This is a genomic window from Massilia sp. IC2-477 (assembly GCF_020707265.1).
Taxonomy (GTDB): Bacteria; Pseudomonadota; Gammaproteobacteria; order Burkholderiales; family Burkholderiaceae_D; genus Telluria.
Window position 1 is genome coordinate 101,301 of record NZ_JAJFEQ010000001.1, and the last position, 20,182, is coordinate 121,482.

Below are 20,182 nucleotides of genomic sequence, written 5' to 3' on the forward strand. Positions count from 1 at the left end.
ACCGCCCTCGCGAGACGACGATGCAGAAATACATCCTTGCCCTCGACCAGGGCACCACCAGCTCGCGCGCCATCCTGTTCGACCGGGCAGGCCTGCCGGTCGCGAGCAGCCAGCACGAATATCCCCAGCACTTCCCCCAGCCCGGCTGGGTCGAGCACGACGCCCTCGACATCTGGCACAGCCAGCTTGCCTGCGCCCGCGAGGTCATGCGCGAGGCCGGTATCGATGGCTCCCAGGTCGCCGCCATCGGTATCGCCAACCAGCGCGAAACCACGGTGCTGTGGGACCGCGCCAGCGGCGAGCCGGTGGCGCGCGCCATCGTCTGGCAGGACCGCCGTACCGCCGCCGTGTGCGACCGCCTGCGCGAAGAGGGATGCGCAGCAGGCATCCAGGCGCGCACAGGCCTCGAAGTCGACGCCTACTTTTCCGCCACCAAGCTGCAATGGCTGCTCGAGCACGTGCCGGGCGCCAGAGCCCGGGCCGAGCGCGGCGAGCTGGCCTTCGGCACCGTCGACAGCTGGCTGGTTTACCGCCTGTGCGGACGCCACGTCACCGACACCAGCAATGCGGCGCGCACGATGCTGTTCAACCTGCACACGCTGCGCTGGGACGAAGAGCTGCTGGCCCTGTTCGGCATTCCCGCCAGCCTGCTGCCCGAAGTCGTCGCCAGTGCCGAGGTAGTGGGGCTGGCGGCGCAGGAATGGTTCGGCGCGGCGATCCCGATCGCCGGCATCGCCGGCGACCAGCAGGCCGCCACCTTCGGCCAGGCCTGCCACCGCAAGGGCCTGGTCAAGAATACTTACGGCACCGGCTGTTTCATGCTGATGCACGCCGGCGCCGCGGCACCAAGTTCGCATAACCGCCTGCTGTCCACCGTCGGCTGGACCGTGAACGGCGCCACCGATTATCTGCTCGAGGGCAGCGTCTTCATGGGCGGCGCCACGGTGCAGTGGCTGCGCGATGGCCTCGGCATCATCACGCAGTCGCAGGACGTCGAGGCGCTCGCCATGAGCGTGCCGGATAGCGGCGGCGTGATGCTGGTGCCGGCCTTTACGGGACTGGGCGCGCCGCACTGGGACCCCTACGCGCGCGGCACCATCGTCGGCATGACGCGCGGGACCGGCGCCGGCCACATCGCGCGCGCCGCGGTGGAGGCGATCGCCTACCAGAGCGCCGAACTGCTGGTGGCGATGCAGAAGGACGCCGCCTGCCTTGTTACCGAGATGCGCGCCGACGGCGGCGCGGCCCGCAACGACCTGCTGATGCAGTTCCAGGCCGACCTGCTGGGCGTGCCCGTACTGCGCCCGCGCGTCACTGAAACCACGGCGCTGGGCGCGGCCTATCTCGCCGGGCTGGCGGTCGGCTACTGGGAGAGCGTCGAGGAGATCGCGCGCCAGTGGCAGGTCGAGCGCCGCTTCGAGCCGCGCATGGATGCCGGCCGCCGCGAGGAACTGATGGCGCGCTGGGGCAGGGCGGTGGAGCACGCGAAAGGCTGGGCGCACGAGTAGGCGGCGGCGTGTGACTGGCGCTGCCGATATGCATCTGGCGCCGGCAGGGACGCCATTCGTCACAAGCCGCCGCGTGCGGAATGCAGGCTCGCTAAGGTGAGGACATCTTCAACTCACCTAGGCCATCCATGTCCCAATTTCTCACCCGCACCCCGGTCTACGTCTGGGCCATCCTCGCCTTCCTCGTCTTTCGCGGGGTGCTGGCGGCGCGCGACCGCGACATCACCATGACCCGCATGACGATCATCCCGGTGCTGATGCTGGTGCTGTCGCTGCAGTCGATCGGCGCGCGCTACGGCCTGGCGTCGGTCGCCATGGTGGCCTGGCTCGCCGGCAGCGCCGCGGTCGCGCTGCAGTGCTGGAACTTCGGCGGCAGCCGCGTCGAGGCGGGCGTGGCGCCGGGCAGCCTGCGCATGCGCGGCAGCTGGACGCCGTTGCTGCTGATGCTGGCCATCTTCGTGATCAAGTATGCGATGGCGGTGGTGCAGGTCGTGCGGCCGCAGGTGGCCGCCAGCACCGGCTTTGCGCTGGCCAGCTGCGGTCTGCTCGGGCTGTGCAATGGCTACTTCCTGGGCCAGCTGGCATGCGACCGGGCAGCGAGCCGTCGCGTCCTGCGCGGGCAGCAGTGCAATGGTGCGCAGCCCGCCATGGTCGATGCCGTATGATCCCGGCACAGGCGGCGCTCCGTGCCGCCAGGGCAATGGAGAGCAGCATGCTGAAACTGGGAGATACCGATCCCCGCTTGATCGACAAACTCGGCACGCTCGCGGCGCGGGTGGTCGAAGACGCGCTGGCCTCGGGCCTGACCTGGGACCAGGCCGTCGTCGCCCTCGGCATCGCGGCCAAGGCGATGTCGGCGAAAGCGGCCAGCCAGGGCGGCGCCTCGCCAGGCGACTATGCGCTGCACGCCGAAAAGCGCCTGAAGGAAGGCATGGACCGCAGCGCCGCGGTACTCAAGGCTTACCTGAGCTGAGCGCCCCCAGGGATGGGGGAATCGCCCGGCCGGCACTTCTGTCGGACGGCATCGGCGGGCATAATGGTTTCATCGTTCCGGGACATCAGGCCTGGTACGTCAGCACGGCTTCCCCTTGCGCCCCGCCCATGCGGGGCGCTTTTTTTCGCCTCCGTGAACATTCGATAGCATGCGCTGATGCCGCCGGTGGCATGATGCAGGCATGGAGAAAAAATACTGGTTCCCGGCCAAGCCGCCGGGGTATGGATGGGGATGGGGACTGCCGCTGACCTGGCAGGGCTGGGTGGTGTTCGTCGGCTTCTTCGTGCTGCTGGTCGCGGGCGCGATCTTCTACCTGCCCGACAGTCCGGGCTGGTATCTCTTCCATGTATTCTGTCTCGTTGACCTCCTGATCTTCATCTGCGCAAGGAAGGGCGAGCCGCCGGGCCCCTTTTTCCGGCGCAACCGGCACAAGGGACCTGGCGGCTAGGATCAGAATCCGATCCGCCCCTTGCCCGGCGTCGCCCTGATCCGGATATCGTCCGCGCGCACGTGTTCGCGTCCCGCGGCCACCGCATGGCCCAGGCCGTCGAGCAGGGTCTTGCGCAGGTCGCGCGGCGACACCGTCACCAGCTTGTCCAGCACCACGTCCCCGAGGCGCGCATCGAAGGCCGCCAGGTTCAGTTCGTCCAGCAGGCCCGCGTACATGCGCTGGGCGATGCCGGCCGCCTGCTCAGGCGTCGGCGTCGGCACCTCGTAGACCGCCATGCGGTTGAGCAGCGGGTGGGGAATGCCTTCGGTGGAGTTGGCGGTCAGGACCCAGAAGATCTGCGAGGCGTCGATCTCGACGTCGATGAACTCGTCGCGGAAGGTGCTGGCGGTCTCCGGTTCCAGCAGCTGATACAGCGCGGCGAGCGGATCGGACTGGGTCGAGCCGCTCGCCTTTTCCACTTCGTCCAGCACGATCACGGGATTGGCGTACTGCCCGCGCACCAGGCGCTCTGCCACCTTGCCGCATTTGGCGCCGCGCCAGCTGGCCGAGCTGCCGGTGATGACGAAGCCGGCCGACAGGGCGTTCATGCTGATCAGTTCGCATTCGGTCTGCATCACGCGCGCCAGGCGCCGGGCGAAGTGGGTCTTGCCGACGCCGGGCCCGCCGAGCAGCAGGATCGGCATGACATTGAAGCCGCGGTTGCCCGCATGCGCCAATGCCAGGTACCGCGCCAGGTCGTCCAGGACTTCGTCGAAATTGGGGCATTCCTCGAACAGGGGATCGAGGGCGTCGATCGATGAGGGTTTGGTGACGAAGCGGTCGGCCCCGGTCTCCAGCATGCGCTCGTAAAAGGCTTCGAGCTCCGGGGAGCGGCCGCGGCTGCGGTCGAGCGCTTCCTGAACTTCGATCAGGTCGTAGACCGCGCAGGTACGGGCGAGGGTGATGCTCACGACTGTCTCCTTGGCAGGCCCGCTCCCATCCAGGCTGCTCCATCCTGCCGAGCGGGCCGTATGCAGGACGGGTCATTGTCTTGCCTCGATCCTAACGCTTCCAGCCGAGCCCCGCCAATCCCAAAGTACCCAATTCTGCGAGGAAACTTAAATTTTCATAAGAAAACACAACGTCAAGACGTGATATTGATCAAGAAGAAATGTTGTCAGTACAAGTGAGGTCCAACCTTCAATCAGTTTCCTAAGTGACTGATTTACGAGACATTTTACCTTGACCTTCTCTCAATAGAAGCCGCTAAGTCATTGGTTTCATTAGACAAATTAGGATTTGCCAAGCGTGAATTCGCTTGACCACCAACATTGATTCCAATAAAGTGGGAAACAGTGTGAAAAAGTGTCGATTTGTGGGAGGTTTTTGGAACCCCAAGCGGCTAAAAAATTCTAAATTGATAATTCTCCAAGCTAGGTAAATACGTGTTCCAGGGCGCGTCAGCGATCAATCTCGATGCAAAAGGCCGGATGTCGATCCCGGCGAAGCATCGTGACGCCCTTGCGGTCCAGTGCGAGGGCCGAATGACGCTGACCAAGCATCCGCACGGCTGCCTGCTGTTCTTCCCCCGTCCGGTGTGGGAACAGCATCGCGAGCAGATCGCTTCCTGGCCGATGTCGGCAAGGGCGTGGCAGCGCATTTTCCTTGGTAACGCGTGCGATGTCGAGTTGGACAGCGCAGGCCGGGTGCTGATTTCGCCCGAGTTGCGTGCCGCCGTGGGTCTGGAGAAAGAAGTCATGATGTTGGGCATGGGCACCCATTTCGAAATCTGGGATGCCGCCAAGCTTGCCGAAAGCGAAGCCGAGGCTGTTGCCGGCGGCATGCCCGATGTCCTTTCCAATTTCTCCTTCTGAGGCGCCGATGACGGAAACAAACACGGTGCCTGGAGCTTTTCAGCATCGCACGGTGCTGCTGGATGAAGCAGTCGACGCGCTCAACCTGACGGGTGAGCGCGCCAACGGTACTTATATAGACGGCACCTTCGGCCGCGGTGGACACAGCCGCCTGATCCTGTCGCGACTCGGCCCCCAGGGCCGCCTGGTGGCCTTCGACAAGGACCCGCAGGCGATCGCGACCGCGGAGCAGGTGGGGGATCCCCGCTTCACGATCGTGCATGACAGTTTTGCCACGATGTTCGACGCGCTGGCCGCGCGCGGCATCGGCCAGGTGGACGGCATCTTGCTGGACCTTGGTATTTCGTCGCCCCAGGTGGACGACGCCTCGCGCGGATTCAGTTTCCGCCAGGATGGCCCGCTCGACATGCGCATGGATACCACGCGCGGGATGTCGGCGGCCGAATGGCTGGCCACCGCGTCGGAACAACAACTGGAAAAGGTTATTCGGGATTATGGAGAAGAACGGTTTGCTTTCCAGATTGCAAAGGCGATTGTTGCTCGCCGCGCAATCCAGCCAATTTCGACCACACGAGAGCTTGCCGCAATCGTGGCAGACGCGGTCAAAACCCGGGAAAAAGGCAAGGATCCGGCCACAAGGACCTTTCAGGCTGTCCGGATTTTCATCAATAAAGAGCTTGAAGACCTCGAAGCAGGTCTGAGCGCCGCGTACGCGATGCTGGCCCCCGGGGCGCGCATGTCCGTGATCAGCTTCCACTCGCTGGAAGACCGCATGGTCAAGCAGTTCCTGGCGTCCAAGGCGAAAGTGGAGCAGCCGGACCGCCGGCTGCCGATCCGCGCCGCCGATCTGCCGCAGCCATTGATGAAACTGATCACCAAGACCAAGCCGTCCGACGCGGAAGTCGACGCCAACCCGCGCGCCCGCTCGGCGGTGCTGCGCGTGGCTGAGCGCCTGGGAGCCAAGGCGTGAGCGTCAAGCTGAACATCCTCCTGACGGCGGCCGTGGTCGGCTGCGCGCTGTCGGTCGTGAACGCCCGCTACCAGGGACGCCACCTCCTGATCGAGCTCGAGCGCCTGAACCAGCACGCGCGCCAGCTGGAGGTCGACTGGACCCAGCTCCAGCTCGACCAGTCCACCCTCGGCAAGAACGAACGCATCGAACAGATCGCGCGCACCAGCCTGAACATGGCACCCTTGACGCCGGCCCGTACCCAATACCTGACGGAAGGCGCGAAATGAGCCGCGTCGAACGCCGAGCTGTCCCGCGCGTGGCCGCCTCCAAGGGCGTGGCTTTCTCGAAGAGCCCGGTCCTGGCCGTGAACGTCCCCAACTGGCGTTCGCGCCTGGTGCTGTTCGTCCTGTTTTCGGCCTTCGTCGTGCTCGCCGCACGCGCGCTGTGGCTGCAGGGCGTGTCCACCCAGTTCCTGCAAAAGCAGGGCAAGAGCCGTTACGAGCGCGTGGTCGAACTGCCGGCCGCGCGCGGCAAGATCACGGACCGCCACGGCCAGGTGCTGGCCTCCTCGCTGCCGGTGAAGGCGGTGGCCGCCTTCCCGAAGGAGGTGCTGAAGGAATCGCCGGACAAGCTGGCCGAGCTGGCGCGCCTGCTCGAGATGCCGCAGTCCGAACTGCGCACCAAGCTCGATCCGAAGCGCACCTACGTCTACCTGAAGCGCCAGGTCGAGATGGACGCGGTCGAGCAGATCGAAAAGCTCAAGATCGACGGCATCGACACCCGCAAGGAATACAAGCGCTACTACCCGCAGGGCGAAGTGATGACCCACCTGGTGGGCTTCACCAACGTCGAGGACAAGGGCCAGGAAGGCATGGAGCTGTTCCACCAGAAGGCGCTGATGGGCGTGCCGGGCAGCCGCCGCGTGATCCGCGACCGCCTCGGCCACATCGCCGAAGACTTGGGCATGTTCCGCGAGCCGCACGAAGGCAAGGACCTGACCCTGTCGGTCGACAGCAAGCTGCAGTACATCGCCTTCACCAGCGTGAAGAACGCGGTCGAGAAGTTCAATGCGCAGGCCGGCGGCGCCGTGGTGCTCGACGTCGAGACCGGCGAAGTGCTGGCCATGGCCAACTACCCGACCTACAACCCGAATGACCGCTCGAACCTGACCGGCGCCCAGCTGCGCAACCGCGTCATCACCGACACCTTCGAACCCGGCTCCACCATCAAGCCGGTGACGGTGGCGCTCGGCCTCGAGACCAGGCGCATCACCCCGGACACCGTGTTCGACACCAACCCCGGCTACATGGTGGTGACGGGCAAGCGCATCCGCGACACCCACAACTACGGCGTGCGCAACGTCGGCGGCATCATCCAGAAGTCCTCGAACATTGGCGTGGTCAAGATCTCGCAGATGATCCCGCCGCAGGAAATGTGGGAGATGTACACCAAGCTGGGCTACGGCCAGGCGCCGCGCTTCGGCTTCCCGGGCGCCACCGCCGGCCGCGTGCGTCCGTGGAAATCGTGGAAGCCGATCGAATACGCCAACATGGCCTTCGGCCACGGCCTGTCGGTGTCGCTGCTGCAGATGGCGCGCTCGTACATGATCTTCGCCCGCAATGGCGACATCATTCCGCTCTCCTTCCTGAAGGTGGACGAGAAGCCGGTCGGCCAGCAGGTGATCTCGCCGAAGACCGCGGCCCAGGTGCGCACCATGCTCGAATCCGTGGTGAGCCCGGAAGGCACCGCCTCCAAGGCGCAGGTGCCGGGCTACCGCGTCGGCGGCAAGACCGGCACCGCCGAAAAGATCGTCAACGGCCGCTATTCGCGCACCGACAATATCGGCTATTTCGTGGGCATCGCGCCGATGTCGAAACCGCGCTTCGTCATCGCGGTCATGATCGACAACCCGCGCGGCGCCCTGCGAACAGGCGGCAGCGTCGCGGCGCCGACCGCCGCCGACCTGGCGGCCAACGCATTGCGGGCCGCGAACGTGCCGCCCGACTCATCGATCACCGACATCATCATCCCGGACGAACCGGTAGAGGAGAGCTTGTGATGGCGATGAGCCTGAACGATATCTGCCAATGGATCCGTGCCGCCGCCCCAGGCGGCCGACTCGTTTCCGACTCCCGCCGCGTTGGGAAGGGTGACGTGTTCTTCGCCTATCCGGGCGAGGCCGCGGACGGCCGCCGCCACATCGCCGCCGCCATCGCCGCCGGCGCGGCCGCCGTCGTCTACGAAGAGAACGATTACCGCTGGGATGACGCGCACGACGTGGCGCATCTCGCGGTCGCCAACCTGAAGAAGAACGCGGGCCCGATCGCCCATGGCGTGCTGGGTAAGCCGGATGCGGGCATGTTTACCGTGGCCGTCACCGGCACCAACGGCAAGACCTCCTGCGCGGTGTGGACCGGGCAGGCGCTGGCACGCCTCGGCGAGACCGCCGCGGTGATCGGCACCCTGGGCGTCGGTATCGTCAAAGGCAAGGGCGAACCGAATTTCGATGCCACCGGCTACACCACGCCGGACGCGGTGCTGCTGGCCCAGACCCTGGGCGAGCTGCGCGCCCAGGAGGCGACGGCGCTGGCGATCGAAGCCTCGTCCATCGGCCTGGTCCAGGACCGCGCCGCCGGCATGCACTTCGACGTCGCCATCTTCACCAACCTGACCCGCGACCACCTCGACTTCCACGGAACCATGGAGAACTACGAGGCGGCCAAGGTCAAGCTGTTCGAGTGGGAAGGCCTGAAGAACGCCGTGGTCAACCTGGACGACCCGGCCGGCCTGCGCCTGGTCGCGCACCTGCGCAAGAACTTTGCGGCGCTGCCGGTCACCGGCTATACCTTGAGAAGCGAAGCCGAACAGCCGGCCATCGAGGGCGTCGGCATCCTGCGCGCCTCGAACATGCGCAGCCGCCATGCGGGCACCGAATTCAGCGTCGACACCCCGGCAGGCAACGCGCTGGTGAAGACCCAGCTGGTGGGCCACTTCAACGTCAGCAATGCGCTGGCGGTGCTGGGCGCATTGCTGGCCAAGGGTGTGGCCCTGAAGAATGCAGTGGAAGCCATCGAGGCCCTGGTGCCGGCCCCCGGCCGCATGCAGCGGATCGGCGGCCAGGATGCGCCGATGGTCGTGATCGACTACGCGCATACCCCGGACGCGCTGGAAAAGACCCTGCAGGCCCTGCGCCAGGTGGCGGGTGAACGCGGCGGCGAACTGTGGTGCGTGTTCGGCTGCGGCGGCGACCGCGACCCGGGCAAGCGTCCGCAGATGGGCGCGATCGCCCAGGCGGCCGACCACGTGCTGGTCACCAGCGACAACCCGCGCAGCGAAGAGCCGGCGGACATCATCGCCCAGATCGTGGCGGGGATGGATAAGCGCGGTGACAAGCACGACCAGGCAGTGGAAGACCGCGCGACCGCGATCCTGCTGGCCGTGAAGAACGCCGGCAAGCAGGACGTGATCCTGCTGGCAGGGAAGGGCCACGAGCCCTACCAGGAAATCAAGGGCAAGAAGATTCCGTTCTCCGATGCCGACCATGCTTCGCTGGCATTGACCGCGCGGCTCACCATGATGAGGACTCACTGATGCGCGGCACGCTCGCACAACTCGTTCAGGCGATTCCGGGCGCACGGCTCGTGGGTGGCGAGGTCGCCTTCGAAGGCGTCTCGACCGACAGCCGCACGGCGCCCGCTGGCGCCTTGTTCGTCGCCTTGAAAGGCGAGACCTTCGATGCCCACAGCTTCCTCGACCAGGTCGCCGCGCGCGGCGTGGCCGCGGTCGTGGTGCACCAGCTGCCGGACGGCTGGACCCTGCCGGCCATCGTGGTCCCGGACACCCTGGCAGCGCTGGGCCGCATCGCCAACTTCTGGCGCACCCAGTTCGAGATTCCCGTGATCGGCGTGACCGGCTCGAACGGCAAGACCACGGTCAAGGAAATGATTTCCTCGATCCTGGCCGCCGCCTTCGGCGAGGACACGCGCCTGGCCACCCAGGGCAACCTGAACAACGAGATTGGCGTGCCGCTGACCCTGTTCCGCCTCGGCGCCGCACACCGCGCGGCCGTCATCGAGATGGGCATGAACCATCCGGGCGAAATCGCCCGCCTGGCCGCCATCGCGGCGCCCACGGTCGCGATGGTGAACAACGCCCAGCGCGAGCACCAGGAATTCATGCACACCGTGGAAGCGGTGGCGCGCGAGAACGGCTCGGTGCTGCAGGCCTTGCCGGCCGGCGGCGTGGCTGTGTTCCCGGGCGACGATACCTATACCGAGCTGTGGCGCGAACTGGCCCCCTGCGACGTGCTGACCTTCGGCCTCAGCGACGCCTGCGACGTGCGCGCCACCTACACCTCGACCGGCTTCGGCAACGACCTGGACGTGACTGCCAGCGGCGCCCGCTTCACGGTCAGGCTGGCCGCCGCGGGAGACCACAACGTGCGCAACGCGCTGGCCGCGATCGCCAGCACCCTGGCGGCGGGCATCGCGCAGGACGCCATCGTGCGCGGCCTCGAAGCCTTTGCCCCGGTCGGCGGCCGCCTGCAGCGCAAGCAGGCCGCGAACGGCGCGACCGTCATCGACGATACCTATAACGCCAACCCCGACTCGATGCGCGCCGCGATCGACGTGCTGGCCGCCTATCCGGCGCCGCGCATCCTGGTGGTGGGCGACATGGGCGAAGTCGGCACGCAAGGAAAAGAGTTTCACGAAGAAGTCGGTGCTTACGCTCAGACGCGTGGCATCGAACACGTGCTCGCCACCGGTGCGCTCGCTCAACACATGAGCGCGTCGGGAGCACGGCATTACGAGCAGTTCGACGATTTATTGGCAGCACTGGATTCAACTCTGGGCGGCAATACGACAGCGACTGTGCTGGTGAAGGGCTCGCGCTTCATGAAGATGGAACGCGTGGTCCAGCACCTGACCGGACAAACGATTATGAAAGACGCCCACTGACATGCTTCTCTGGCTCGCCCAATACTTCCAGGACTACATCGGTCCGCTGCGCGTGTTCAACTACATCACGTTCCGCGCCGTCTTCGCCACCATCACCGCGATCACCATCGGCCTGCTCTGCGGCCCGGCCGTGATCCGCAAGCTGACCGCCATGAAGGTCGGCCAGGCCGTGCGCACCTACGGTCCGCAGACCCACCTGGCCAAGCATGGCACCCCGACCATGGGCGGCGTGCTGGTCCTGATCTCGATCGGCATCTCGACCCTGCTGTGGTGCGACCTGTCGAACCGCCTGATCTGGCCGGTGCTGGTCGTGACCATGGGCTTCGGCGCCGTCGGCTGGGTCGACGATTACCGCAAGGTGGTCTACAAGGACCCGGAAGGCATGCGTTCGGGCGAAAAGTATTTCTGGATGTCGCTGATCGGCATCGCATCGGCCCTGTACCTGGCCTTCTCGGTCTCGGCCGCGAACCCGTGGGAAGTGCTGCAGCTGTTCTACGCCTGGGTCCAGTCGGGCTTCTCGATGACCCTGCCGCCGAAGGCCGACCTGATCGTTCCCTTCTTCAAGTCGATCAGCTATCCGCTGGGCGTGTGGGGCTTCATCGCGCTGACCTACTGCGTCATCGTGGGTTCCTCGAATGCCGTGAACTTCACCGACGGCCTGGATGGCCTGGCGATCATGCCGACCGTGATGGTGGGCGGCGCCCTCGGCCTGTTCGCCTACCTCACCGGCAGCGTGACCTTTGCGAAGTACCTGTTCATCCCCTACATCCCGGGCGCCGGCGAACTGCTGATCTTCTGCGGCGCGATGGCGGGCGCGGGCCTGGCCTTCCTCTGGTATAACGCGCACCCCGCGCAGATGTTCATGGGCGACGTCGGCGCGCTGGCGCTGGGCGGCGCGCTCGGCACCATCGCCGTCATCGTGCGCCAGGAAATCGTCCTGTTCATCATGGGCGGCGTGTTCGTTGCCGAGACCCTGTCGGTGATCATCCAGGTGAGCTGGTTCAAGTACACCAAGAAGCGCTACGGCGCCGGACGCCGCGTGTTCCTGATGGCGCCGCTGCACCACCATTTCGAACAAAAGGGCTGGAAGGAGACCAAGGTCGTGGTCCGCTTCTGGATCGTGACCATGATGCTGGTCCTGGTGGGCCTGTCTACCCTGAAGCTGCGCTGACACGATGAACTACGAAGGCAAATCCGCACTGGTGCTGGGCCTGGGTGAATCCGGGCTGGCGATGGCGCAATGGCTGGCCCGTTGCGGCGCGCGCGTGCGCGTCGCCGACACGCGCACCGAGCCGCAGCGCCTGTTCGCCCTGCGCCAGGCGGTGCCGAACGCGGATTTCGTCGCCGGCGACGCCTCCGGCGTGTTCGGCGCGGCGCTGCTCGACGGCATGGACTTCGTGGCCGTCAGCCCGGGCCTGGCGCCGAACCGCGAGCTGGCCGACATCACCCCGGCGGCGCGCGAGCGCAACATCCCGGTGTGGGGCGAGATCGAACTGTTCGCGCAGGCACTCGCGCACCTGCGCACCGAACAGGCCTACGCGCCGAAGATCGTCGCGATCACCGGCACCAACGGCAAGACCACCGTCACCAGCCTGACCGGCCTGCTGTGCCGCCGCGCCGGCTTGAGCACGCGCGTGGCCGGCAACATCAGCCCGGCGGCGCTCGACGTGCTGCGCGAAGTCCTCGACAACAATGAACTGCCACAGGCCTGGGTGCTCGAGCTGTCCAGCTTCCAGCTGCACACCACCTTCAGCCTGCAGGCCGATGCCGCCACGGTGTTGAACCTGACCCAGGACCACCTCGACTGGCACGGCAGCATGGAAGCCTATGCCGCCGACAAAGCGCGTATCTTCGGCGCCGACACGGTGCGCGTGCTGAACCGCGACGACGCCATCGTGATGCGCATGGGCGCAGTCGATACGCCAACCACTACCTTCGGCACCGGCGAACCTGACACGCCGAACAGCTTCGGCCTGGTCAGCGAACGCGGTGTGCTGTGGCTGGCCAATGCGGTCGCTCTCGACGACGAGCCGCCGAAGAAACTGAAGAAGGGCGAGATCGCTCCGCCCGTGGAAGTGACCGTGAACCGCCTGATGCCGGCCGACGCACTGAAGATCCGCGGCCTGCACAATGCCTCCAACGCACTGGCCGCGCTGGCCCTGTGCCGCGCCTGCGGCCTGCCGCTGGCGCCGCTGCTGCACGGCCTGCGCGAATACGCGGGCGAGCCGCACCGCGTCGAACTGGTCGCCAGCATCGACGGCGTCGATTTCTATGACGACAGCAAGGGCACCAACGTCGGCGCCACCGTCGCCGCACTGGAAGGCCTGGGCAAGGCTTTCCAGGGTGAAGACCAGCAGATCCTCCTGATCGCCGGCGGCGACGGCAAGGGCCAGGACTTCACGCCGCTGGCGCTGCCGACTTCGCGCTACGTGCGCGCCGTGTTCCTGATCGGCCGCGACGCCCCGGCTGTCAAGGCCGCGATCGAACCGACCGGCGTGCCGGCCTTCGATTTCCCCAGCCTGCCGGACGCGGTGCGCCGCGCCGCCGGCCTGGCGCGCGCGGGCGACGCGGTGCTGCTGTCGCCGGCCTGCGCCAGCCTCGACATGTTCACCAACTACGCGCACCGCGCGCAGGTGTTCGTCGATGCGGTGCGCGACATCGCGCTGGAGAAGGGGCAGGAGATCTGATGGCCTTCCAGATTCCATTCAAGTTTTCCGGATCGAGCAGCGACGCCAGCATCGCGGCGCGCAGCCGTCCGTCGAAGATGATGGACTACGACCAGCCGCTGGTCTGGGTCACCGTGCTGCTGATGATGTTCGGCCTGGTGATGGTGTATTCGGCCTCGATCGCGCTGCCGGACTCGCCCAAGTTCGCCTACCTGAACGACAAGAACGAATACTTCCTGTACCGCCAGATGATGTACATCGCCGTCTCGATGGCCGCGGCCGCTGTCGTGTTCCAGGTGCCGGTCGCCGTCTGGCAGAAATGGGCGCCGATGATGTTCATCGGGACCCTGGTGCTGCTGGCGATCGTGCTAATTCCGGGCATCGGCCACTCCGTCAACGGCGCACGCCGCTGGATCCCGCTGAAAGTCATGCTGCTGCAGCCCTCCGAGATCATGAAGATCGCGGCGGTGCTGTACGCGGCCGACTTTACGGTGAGGAAGCAGGAGTACATGCACAAGCTGACCAAGGGCTTCCTGCCGATGATGGTGGCGATCGGCCTGGTCGGCGGCCTGCTGCTGATGGAGCCGGACCTGGGCGCCTTCGGCGTGATCGTCTGCATCGCCATGGGCATCCTGTTCCTGGGCGGGATCAACATCGTCTGGTTCGGCGGCATCGGCGCGCTGCTGGTGCTGATCTTCAGCGCGATCATCGCGCTGTCGCCGTTCCGCCGCGCGCGCATGTTCGCCTACCTCGACCCGTGGGCCGATGGCCATGCGCTGGACAAGGCTTACCAGTTGACGCACTCGCTGATCGCGTTCGGCCGCGGCGAGTTCTTCGGCGTGGGCCTGGGCGGCAGCGTGGAAAAACTGTTCTACCTGCCGGAAGCGCACACCGACTTCATCATGGCCGTGATCGGCGAAGAACTCGGCCTGGCCGGCGTGCTGGTGGTGATCGCGATGTTCTACTGGCTCGTGAAACGCGCCTTCGACATCGGGCGCCAGGCCATCGCCCTGGACCAGATCTTCGCCGGCCTGGCGGCAAAAGGGATCGGCATCTGGATCGGCGCCCAGACCTTCATCAACATGGGCGTGAACCTGGGCTTGCTGCCGACCAAGGGCCTGACGCTTCCCCTGATGAGCTTTGGCGGCTCGGGCGTGCTGTTCAACTGCGTCGGCCTGGCGATCCTGCTGCGGATCGACTACGAGAACCGGGTGCGCATGCGGGGAGGGCGGACATGACCAAGCGCCTGATGATCATGGCGGCCGGCACCGGTGGCCACATCTTCCCCGGCATCGCGATCGCGCAGACCATGCGCGCGCGCGGCTGGGAAGTGTCGTGGCTGGGTACGGCGCACGGCATGGAAACCGAACTGGTGCCGAAAGCCGGCATCCCGATGGACAGCATCGACTTCGCCGGCCTGCGCGGCAAGGGCCTGGCCCACACCGTCAAGGGCGCCTTCAAGATGCTGGGTGCATTCGTCGCCTGCCGCCGCTACCTTGGCCGGCGCGCGCCGAGCGTGGTGCTGGGCATGGGCGGCTACGTGACCGTTCCGGGCGGGATGATGGCGCGTTCGCGCGGCATTCCGCTGGCGCTGGTGAATGCCGACGCGGCGCTGCTGCTGTCGAACAAGACCCTGGCGCCGATGGCCGACCGCGTGCTGTTCGGCTTCCCGGCCGATTTCGGCAAGGCGGCCGGCAAGGCCGTCGTCACCGGCAACCCGGTGCGCCAGCAAATCCTCGACCTGCCGCAACCGGGCGAGCGCTTCGGGGGGCGCAGCGGTCCGCTGCGCATTCTCGTGGTGGGCGGCAGCCTGGGTGCGAAAGTGCTGAACGACAGCGTGCCGGCAGCCCTGGCGACGATCGATCCGGGCGTGCGTCCGATCGTGACCCACCAGTCGGGCAAGAAGAACATCGACGCCCTGCGCGCTGCGTATGCGCAGGCCGGCGTATCCGCCAACGTGGTCGACTTCATCGACGACATGGCCGCCGCCTATGCGAACGCCGACCTGGTGATCTGCCGCGCCGGCGCCATCACCGTGTCGGAACTGACCGCGGCCGGCGTGGCCAGCGTGCTGGTGCCTTTCGTTGCCAGCACCACCAGCCACCAGCGCGACAACGCGATCTGGATGCACGAACAGAAAGCGGCGATCCACCTGCCGCAGGGCGAACTGAATCCGCAGCGGCTGGCAAGCCTGCTGCAAACGACGACCCGTGAAGACTGCCTGGCGATGGCGCAGGCGGCCTACGGCGTGGGCAAGCGCGACGCGAACGAAGCGATCGCTAGAGAACTCGAACGACTGGCGGGACAATGAAACACAAGATCAAGAACATCCATTTCGTCGGTATCGGTGGCAGCGGCATGAGCGGCATTGCCGAAGTGCTGCTCAACCTCGGCTACAACGTGTCGGGCTCGGACCTGGCCAGCAATGCCGCCAGCCAGCGCCTGTCCGAACTGGGCGCCCGCGTGTTCACCGGCCACTCGGCCGAACATGTCACGGGCGCCAACGTGGTCGTGACCTCGACCGCCGTCAACGAAGCCAACCCCGAAGTGATGGCCGCCCGTGCCGCCAAGGTGCCGGTGGTGCCGCGCGCGATCATGCTCGGCGAACTGATGCGCCTGAAGCGCGGCATCGCCATCGCCGGCACCCATGGCAAGACCACCACCACCAGCCTGGTGGCCTCGGTGCTGGCCGAAGGCGGCCTGGATCCTACTTTCGTGATCGGCGGACGCCTGACCGCGGCCGGCGCCAACGCCAAGCTGGGCTCGGGCGACTACATCGTGGCCGAGGCCGACGAGTCGGACGCTTCCTTCCTGAACCTGTCGCCGATGATCGAGGTGATCACCAACATCGACGCCGACCACATGGACACCTACGAGCACGACTTCGAGAAGCTGAAGGCGGCGTTCGTGAACTTCACCCACCGCCTGCCGTTCTACGGCCGCGCCATGCTGTGCATCGACGACCCGCACGTGCGCGCCATCCTGCCGCAGGTGACCAAGCCGGTGACCACTTACGGCTTTTCGGAAGACGCCGAAGTGCGCGCTTTTGACGCCCATGCCGAAGGCGTGCAGATGCACTTTACCGTGCGCCAGCAGGGCTACCCGGACGCGAAGTTCGTGCTGAACCAGCCCGGCATGCACAACGTGCTGAACGCCTGCTCGGCGATCGCGATCGCGCGCGAGATCGGCATCAGCGACGAGCAGACCAACCTGGGCCTGCAGAACTTCAGCGGCGTCGGCCGCCGCTTCACCCGCTACGGCGAGGTGGCGATCCCGGGCGGCGGCAGCTTCACCCTGGTGGACGACTTCGGCCACCATCCGGTCGAGACCGAGGTGACCCTGGCCGCCGCGCGCGCCGCCTACCCGGGCCGGCGCCTGGTGCTGGCCTTCCAGCCGCACCGCTACAGCCGCACGCGCGACCTGTTCGAAGATTTCGTGAAAGTGCTGGCGACCCCGGACGTGCTGCTGCTGGCCGACGTCTACCCGGCCGGCGAAGCGCCGATCGTGGCCGCCGACGGCCGCGCCCTGGCGCGCGCGCTGCGTACCGGCGGCAAGGTGGAACCGATTTTTGTCGAGACGATCGCCGACATGCCCGCCGCCATCCTGAATGCGGTGCGCGACGGCGACGTCGTCATGACCATGGGCGCCGGCTCGATCAGCGGCGTCCCGCACCAACTCACCAATGCAAAGGCTTAATACAGTGAACGCTACCAAGGTGAACTCTAACCTCGCCACCTTCGACCCGGCCGCCTTCGGCAAGGTTGGCGTGCTGTTCGGCGGCCGCTCCGCCGAGCGTGACGTGTCGATCATGTCCGGCACCGGCGTGCTGAATGCCCTGAAATCGCGCGGCGTCGACGCCCATGCCTTCGATCCGGGCACCCAGAGCCTGGCCGAGCTGGCCGAACAGAAGTTCGACCGCGTGTTCATCGCGCTGCACGGCCGCTACGGCGAAGACGGCAGCCTGCAGGGCGCGCTCGAGCAGCTCGGCATTCCGTACACCGGCAGCGGCGTGATGGCGTCCAGCGTCGGTATGGACAAGATCACCACCAAGAAGATCTGGAAGATGGACGAGATCCCGACCCCGGATTACATGTCGATCGATCCGACCACCGACCTCGACGAGGTGCTGGTGGCGCTCGGCCTGCCGCTGATCGTCAAGCCGCCGCTCGAAGGCTCCACCATCGGCATCACCAAGGTGAACAAGGCCGACGAGCTGAAGGCGGCAGTCGAGCTGGCGATGGGCTTCGACCCGGTCGTGCTGGCCGAGGAATTCGTCACCGGCCGCGAATTCACCGTGGCCGTGCTGGGCACCGGCAAGAACGCGCGCGCCCTGCCGATCGTCGAGATCGTGGCCCCGGAAGGCAACTACGACTACCAGAACAAGTACTTCACCGACGACACGCAGTACCACTGCCCGGCGCAGCTGGACCCGGCCCTGACGGAAGAGATCCAGCGCCATGCCGTGAACGCCTACCGTGCGCTCGGCTGCGAAGGCTGGGGCAGGGTGGACGTGCTGGTGCGCAAGGAGGACATGCGTCCCTTCCTGCTCGAGGTGAACACCTCGCCGGGCATGACCTCGCACTCGCTGGTGCCGATGGCGGCGCGCGCGGTGGGCATCAGCTACGAAGACCTGTGCCTGGAAATCCTGGCGTCGGCGCGCCTGAAGATGGCAAAGGCAAAGGGCTAAGCACGCATGTGGCATGACCCCCGCGCCCTCAACACGACCGCCAGCAGCCTGGTGGCGCTGGTGGTGCTCGCCTGCATCACGTCCGGCGTGTGGTGGCTGTCGCAGCGTCCCATGTTCTCGCTGAAGGCGGTGACGGTGGAAAGCATGTACCAGCTGCCGCTGCGCCACGTGAACGAGCTCACGGTGCGCAATGGCGTGATCGGCAAGATCCGCGGGAATTTCTTCACCACGGACCTGGACCAGGTGCGCGCCACGTTCGAGACGGTGCCCTGGGTGCGCCGCGCCACGGTGCGCCGCGAGTGGCCGGACCAGCTGATCGTCGAGGTCGAAGAGCACGAGGCGCTCGGCACCTGGGGCGAAGGCCGCCTGCTGTCGGTCAAGGGCGACGTGTTTACCGCCAACCTGGCCGAGGCCGACGACGACCACGAGCTGCCGGCCTTCGACGGCCCCAAGGGCAGCGAGAAGGATGTGCTGGCCCGCTTCACCGAGCTGCGCTCCTGGTTCGCGCCGGTCAAGCTGGCGCCGCAGGCGCTGTCGCTGTCGGAGCGCTATGCCTGGACCGTCAGGCTGGACAACGGCATGAGCGTGGCCCTGGGCCGCGAGCAGGACCGGGATACGCTGAAAAAGCGCGTGCAGCGGCTGGTGGGCGTCTACCCGCAGCTGGTCGCGCGGCTGCAGGAAGGGCGCATCGACACCATCGACATGCGCTACCCGAACGGCCTGGCGCTGTCCTCGGCGGCGCTGGCAGTGCCGGAAGACGCGTCGAAACCGGTGAAGCCGGCAAAGAAGAAACCGAATCAACCCAACAAAACAACCAAGCAAACATAAGCAGGCAACAGCAATGACAAAAGACGCGAAGAACCTGATCGTCGGCCTCGACATCGGCACCTCGAAGGTGGTGGCGGTCGTGGCCGAAGTGATGTCCGATGGACGCCACGAGGTGATCGGCCTCGGTCAGCACGAGTCGAAAGGATTGAAGAAAGGCGTGGTCGTCAACATCGAGGCCACCGTCGAGTCGATCCAGCGCGCGCTCGAAGAAGCGGAGCTGATGGCCGACTGCAAGATCCGCAATGTCTATGCTGGCATCGCCGGCAGCCATATCCGTTCGTTCAACTCGAGCGGCATGGTTGCGATCAAGGACAAGGAAGTCACCGCCACCGACGTGGCGCGCGTGATCGAGACCGCCAAGGCGGTCAACATCCCCACCGACCAGCAATTGCTGCACACCGTGCCGCAGGAATTCATCGTCGACAACCAGGAAGACGTGCGCGAGCCGATCGGCATGAGCGGCATCCGCCTGGAAGTGCGCGTGCACATCGTCACCGGTGCGGTGTCCGCGGTCCAGAATATTGTAAAGTGCGTGCGCCGTTGCGGGCTCGAGGTCTCGGACCTGATCCTGCAGCCGATGGCATCGGCCGACGCCGTGCTGACCCCGGACGAGAAGGAACTCGGCGTGGTCCTGATCGACATCGGCGGCGGCACCACCGACATCGCGGTGTTCTCGGACGGCGCGATCCGCCACACCGCCGTGCTGCCGATCGCCGGCGACCAGATCACCAGCGACATCGCGATGGCGCTGCGCACCCCGACCGGCGAAGCCGAGGACATCAAGATCCGCTATGGCGTGGCCAAGCAGGTGCTGGCCGATCCGGGCGAGACCCTGGAAGTGCCGGGTCTGGGCGACCGCGGCCCGCGCGCGCTGTCGCGCCAGGCCTTGGCGGCCGTGATCGAGCCGCGCGTCGAAGAACTGTTCGCGATGGTCCACACGGTGGTGCGCGAGTCCGGCTACGAGGGCGTGCTCTCGTCGGGCATCGTGCTCACCGGCGGCAGTTCGATCATGCCGGGCATGATCGAAATGGCCGAAGACATTTTCCTCAAACCGGCGCGCCTCGGCACGCCGGACTACCGCGGCCAGTTGGCCGACGTCGTGCGCAGCCCACGCTACGCCACGGTGCTCGGCCTGCTGCTGGAAGCGAAGAAGCAGTACCTGCGCGGGCACATCGTCACGCGTCAGGATGGTTCGGTGAAGGCAGTCTGGCAACGCATGAAGGAATGGATAGCGGGGAACTTCTAAAGAAGGGCATTGGTATTCGCATCACGGCACGAACTTTTT

At 66.3% G+C, this 20,182-nt stretch carries 19 protein-coding genes; 18 read left to right on the forward strand and 1 reads right to left on the reverse strand.

Annotated elements, in window-relative coordinates:
• The first annotated feature begins 20 nt into the window (after positions 1-20).
• The 4 genes from glpK (at position 21) to LK542_RS00550 (ending at position 2,950) form a co-directional block, all read left to right on the forward strand.
• Positions 21-1,508, forward strand: coding sequence for a glycerol kinase GlpK (gene glpK / locus LK542_RS00535; RefSeq protein ID WP_227810408.1), 1,488 nt, complete (start codon positions 21-23; stop codon positions 1,506-1,508).
• A gap of 128 nt (positions 1,509-1,636) precedes the next feature.
• Complete coding sequence (locus LK542_RS00540) at positions 1,637-2,173, forward strand: DUF6622 family protein (RefSeq protein ID WP_227810409.1); 537 nt, start codon at positions 1,637-1,639, stop codon at positions 2,171-2,173.
• Between the two features lie 47 nt (positions 2,174-2,220).
• Positions 2,221-2,481 (forward strand): hypothetical protein, encoded by a 261-nt coding sequence (locus LK542_RS00545; RefSeq protein ID WP_227810410.1) that lies wholly within the window; start codon positions 2,221-2,223, stop codon positions 2,479-2,481.
• 202 nt (positions 2,482-2,683) lie between these two features.
• On the forward strand, positions 2,684-2,950 hold the full coding sequence (locus LK542_RS00550) for a hypothetical protein (protein WP_227810411.1): 267 nt from the start codon (positions 2,684-2,686) through the stop codon (positions 2,948-2,950).
• A gap of 2 nt (positions 2,951-2,952) precedes the next feature.
• Here the strand turns inward: LK542_RS00550 and LK542_RS00555 are convergent, their stop codons facing one another.
• Positions 2,953-3,903: an AAA family ATPase gene (locus tag LK542_RS00555; protein ID WP_227810412.1), complete on the reverse strand. Its 951-nt coding sequence runs from the start codon at positions 3,901-3,903 to the stop codon at positions 2,953-2,955.
• A 474-nt stretch (positions 3,904-4,377) separates the two neighbouring features.
• Here LK542_RS00555 and mraZ point away from each other — a divergent pair, with 474 nt between their 5' ends.
• The 14 genes from mraZ to ftsA are packed head-to-tail and all read left to right on the forward strand — an operon-like array spanning position 4,378 to position 20,143.
• Positions 4,378-4,806: a division/cell wall cluster transcriptional repressor MraZ gene (gene mraZ, locus LK542_RS00560; RefSeq protein WP_159696337.1), complete on the forward strand. Its 429-nt coding sequence runs from the start codon at positions 4,378-4,380 to the stop codon at positions 4,804-4,806.
• Positions 4,793-5,776 carry a 16S rRNA (cytosine(1402)-N(4))-methyltransferase RsmH gene (gene rsmH, locus LK542_RS00565; protein WP_373889524.1) on the forward strand — a complete coding sequence of 328 codons (984 nt, stop codon included), beginning with the start codon at positions 4,793-4,795 and terminating at the stop codon, positions 5,774-5,776. The genes mraZ and rsmH overlap by 14 nt, the downstream gene beginning before the upstream one ends.
• Positions 5,773-6,045: a cell division protein FtsL gene (ftsL, locus tag LK542_RS00570; protein WP_227800054.1), complete on the forward strand. Its 273-nt coding sequence runs from the start codon at positions 5,773-5,775 to the stop codon at positions 6,043-6,045. The genes rsmH and ftsL overlap by 4 nt, the downstream gene beginning before the upstream one ends.
• The gene (locus tag LK542_RS00575; protein WP_227800055.1) at positions 6,042-7,817 is read left to right on the forward strand and encodes a penicillin-binding protein 2; all 1,776 of its coding nucleotides are present in this window, start codon (positions 6,042-6,044) and stop codon (positions 7,815-7,817) included. Before ftsL ends, LK542_RS00575 begins: the two co-directional genes overlap by 4 nt.
• Positions 7,817-9,349 carry a UDP-N-acetylmuramoyl-L-alanyl-D-glutamate--2,6-diaminopimelate ligase gene (locus LK542_RS00580; protein WP_227810413.1) on the forward strand — a complete coding sequence of 511 codons (1,533 nt, stop codon included), beginning with the start codon at positions 7,817-7,819 and terminating at the stop codon, positions 9,347-9,349. The genes LK542_RS00575 and LK542_RS00580 overlap by 1 nt, the downstream gene beginning before the upstream one ends.
• The gene (gene murF, locus LK542_RS00585; RefSeq protein ID WP_227810414.1) at positions 9,349-10,716 is read left to right on the forward strand and encodes a UDP-N-acetylmuramoyl-tripeptide--D-alanyl-D-alanine ligase; all 1,368 of its coding nucleotides are present in this window, start codon (positions 9,349-9,351) and stop codon (positions 10,714-10,716) included. The genes LK542_RS00580 and murF overlap by 1 nt, the downstream gene beginning before the upstream one ends.
• A 1-nt stretch (position 10,717) precedes the next feature.
• On the forward strand, positions 10,718-11,887 hold the full coding sequence (mraY, locus tag LK542_RS00590; protein WP_227800058.1) for a phospho-N-acetylmuramoyl-pentapeptide-transferase: 1,170 nt from the start codon (positions 10,718-10,720) through the stop codon (positions 11,885-11,887).
• Between the two features lie 4 nt (positions 11,888-11,891).
• Positions 11,892-13,403 carry a UDP-N-acetylmuramoyl-L-alanine--D-glutamate ligase gene (gene murD, locus LK542_RS00595; protein WP_227810415.1) on the forward strand — a complete coding sequence of 504 codons (1,512 nt, stop codon included), beginning with the start codon at positions 11,892-11,894 and terminating at the stop codon, positions 13,401-13,403.
• Positions 13,403-14,620: a putative lipid II flippase FtsW gene (ftsW, locus tag LK542_RS00600; RefSeq protein WP_227800060.1), complete on the forward strand. Its 1,218-nt coding sequence runs from the start codon at positions 13,403-13,405 to the stop codon at positions 14,618-14,620. The genes murD and ftsW overlap by 1 nt, the downstream gene beginning before the upstream one ends.
• Complete coding sequence (gene murG / locus LK542_RS00605; RefSeq protein WP_227810416.1) at positions 14,617-15,693, forward strand: undecaprenyldiphospho-muramoylpentapeptide beta-N-acetylglucosaminyltransferase; 1,077 nt, start codon at positions 14,617-14,619, stop codon at positions 15,691-15,693. Before ftsW ends, murG begins: the two co-directional genes overlap by 4 nt.
• Positions 15,690-17,078, forward strand: coding sequence for a UDP-N-acetylmuramate--L-alanine ligase (gene murC / locus LK542_RS00610; protein WP_227810417.1), 1,389 nt, complete (start codon positions 15,690-15,692; stop codon positions 17,076-17,078). The genes murG and murC overlap by 4 nt, the downstream gene beginning before the upstream one ends.
• A complete protein-coding gene (locus LK542_RS00615) occupies positions 17,065-18,069 on the forward strand; it encodes a D-alanine--D-alanine ligase (protein ID WP_227810418.1) in 1,005 nt (334 codons plus the stop codon). The genes murC and LK542_RS00615 overlap by 14 nt, the downstream gene beginning before the upstream one ends.
• Before the next feature lie 6 nt (positions 18,070-18,075).
• The gene (locus LK542_RS00620) at positions 18,076-18,897 is read left to right on the forward strand and encodes a cell division protein FtsQ/DivIB (RefSeq protein WP_227800064.1); all 822 of its coding nucleotides are present in this window, start codon (positions 18,076-18,078) and stop codon (positions 18,895-18,897) included.
• Between the two features lie 13 nt (positions 18,898-18,910).
• Positions 18,911-20,143, forward strand: coding sequence for a cell division protein FtsA (gene ftsA, locus LK542_RS00625; RefSeq protein WP_227800065.1), 1,233 nt, complete (start codon positions 18,911-18,913; stop codon positions 20,141-20,143).
• The last annotated feature ends 39 nt before the right edge of the window (positions 20,144-20,182 follow it).

Coding starts and splice junctions, on each gene's coding strand:
- LK542_RS00545 (WP_227810410.1), top strand. CDS start 2,221: ATGCTGAAACTGGGAGATACCGATCCCCGCTTGATCGACAAACTCGGC.
- LK542_RS00615 (WP_227810418.1), top strand. CDS start 17,065: ATGCAAAGGCTTAATACAGTGAACGCTACCAAGGTGAACTCTAACCTC.
- murD (WP_227810415.1), top strand. CDS start 11,892: ATGAACTACGAAGGCAAATCCGCACTGGTGCTGGGCCTGGGTGAATCC.
- LK542_RS00550 (WP_227810411.1), top strand. CDS start 2,684: ATGGAGAAAAAATACTGGTTCCCGGCCAAGCCGCCGGGGTATGGATGG.
- LK542_RS00575 (WP_227800055.1), top strand. CDS start 6,042: ATGAGCCGCGTCGAACGCCGAGCTGTCCCGCGCGTGGCCGCCTCCAAG.
- ftsA (WP_227800065.1), top strand. CDS start 18,911: ATGACAAAAGACGCGAAGAACCTGATCGTCGGCCTCGACATCGGCACC.
- LK542_RS00620 (WP_227800064.1), top strand. CDS start 18,076: ATGTGGCATGACCCCCGCGCCCTCAACACGACCGCCAGCAGCCTGGTG.
- murG (WP_227810416.1), top strand. CDS start 14,617: ATGACCAAGCGCCTGATGATCATGGCGGCCGGCACCGGTGGCCACATC.
- ftsW (WP_227800060.1), top strand. CDS start 13,403: ATGGCCTTCCAGATTCCATTCAAGTTTTCCGGATCGAGCAGCGACGCC.
- murF (WP_227810414.1), top strand. CDS start 9,349: ATGCGCGGCACGCTCGCACAACTCGTTCAGGCGATTCCGGGCGCACGG.
- mraY (WP_227800058.1), top strand. CDS start 10,718: ATGCTTCTCTGGCTCGCCCAATACTTCCAGGACTACATCGGTCCGCTG.
- murC (WP_227810417.1), top strand. CDS start 15,690: ATGAAACACAAGATCAAGAACATCCATTTCGTCGGTATCGGTGGCAGC.
- LK542_RS00540 (WP_227810409.1), top strand. CDS start 1,637: ATGTCCCAATTTCTCACCCGCACCCCGGTCTACGTCTGGGCCATCCTC.
- LK542_RS00580 (WP_227810413.1), top strand. CDS start 7,817: ATGGCGATGAGCCTGAACGATATCTGCCAATGGATCCGTGCCGCCGCC.
- glpK (WP_227810408.1), top strand. CDS start 21: ATGCAGAAATACATCCTTGCCCTCGACCAGGGCACCACCAGCTCGCGC.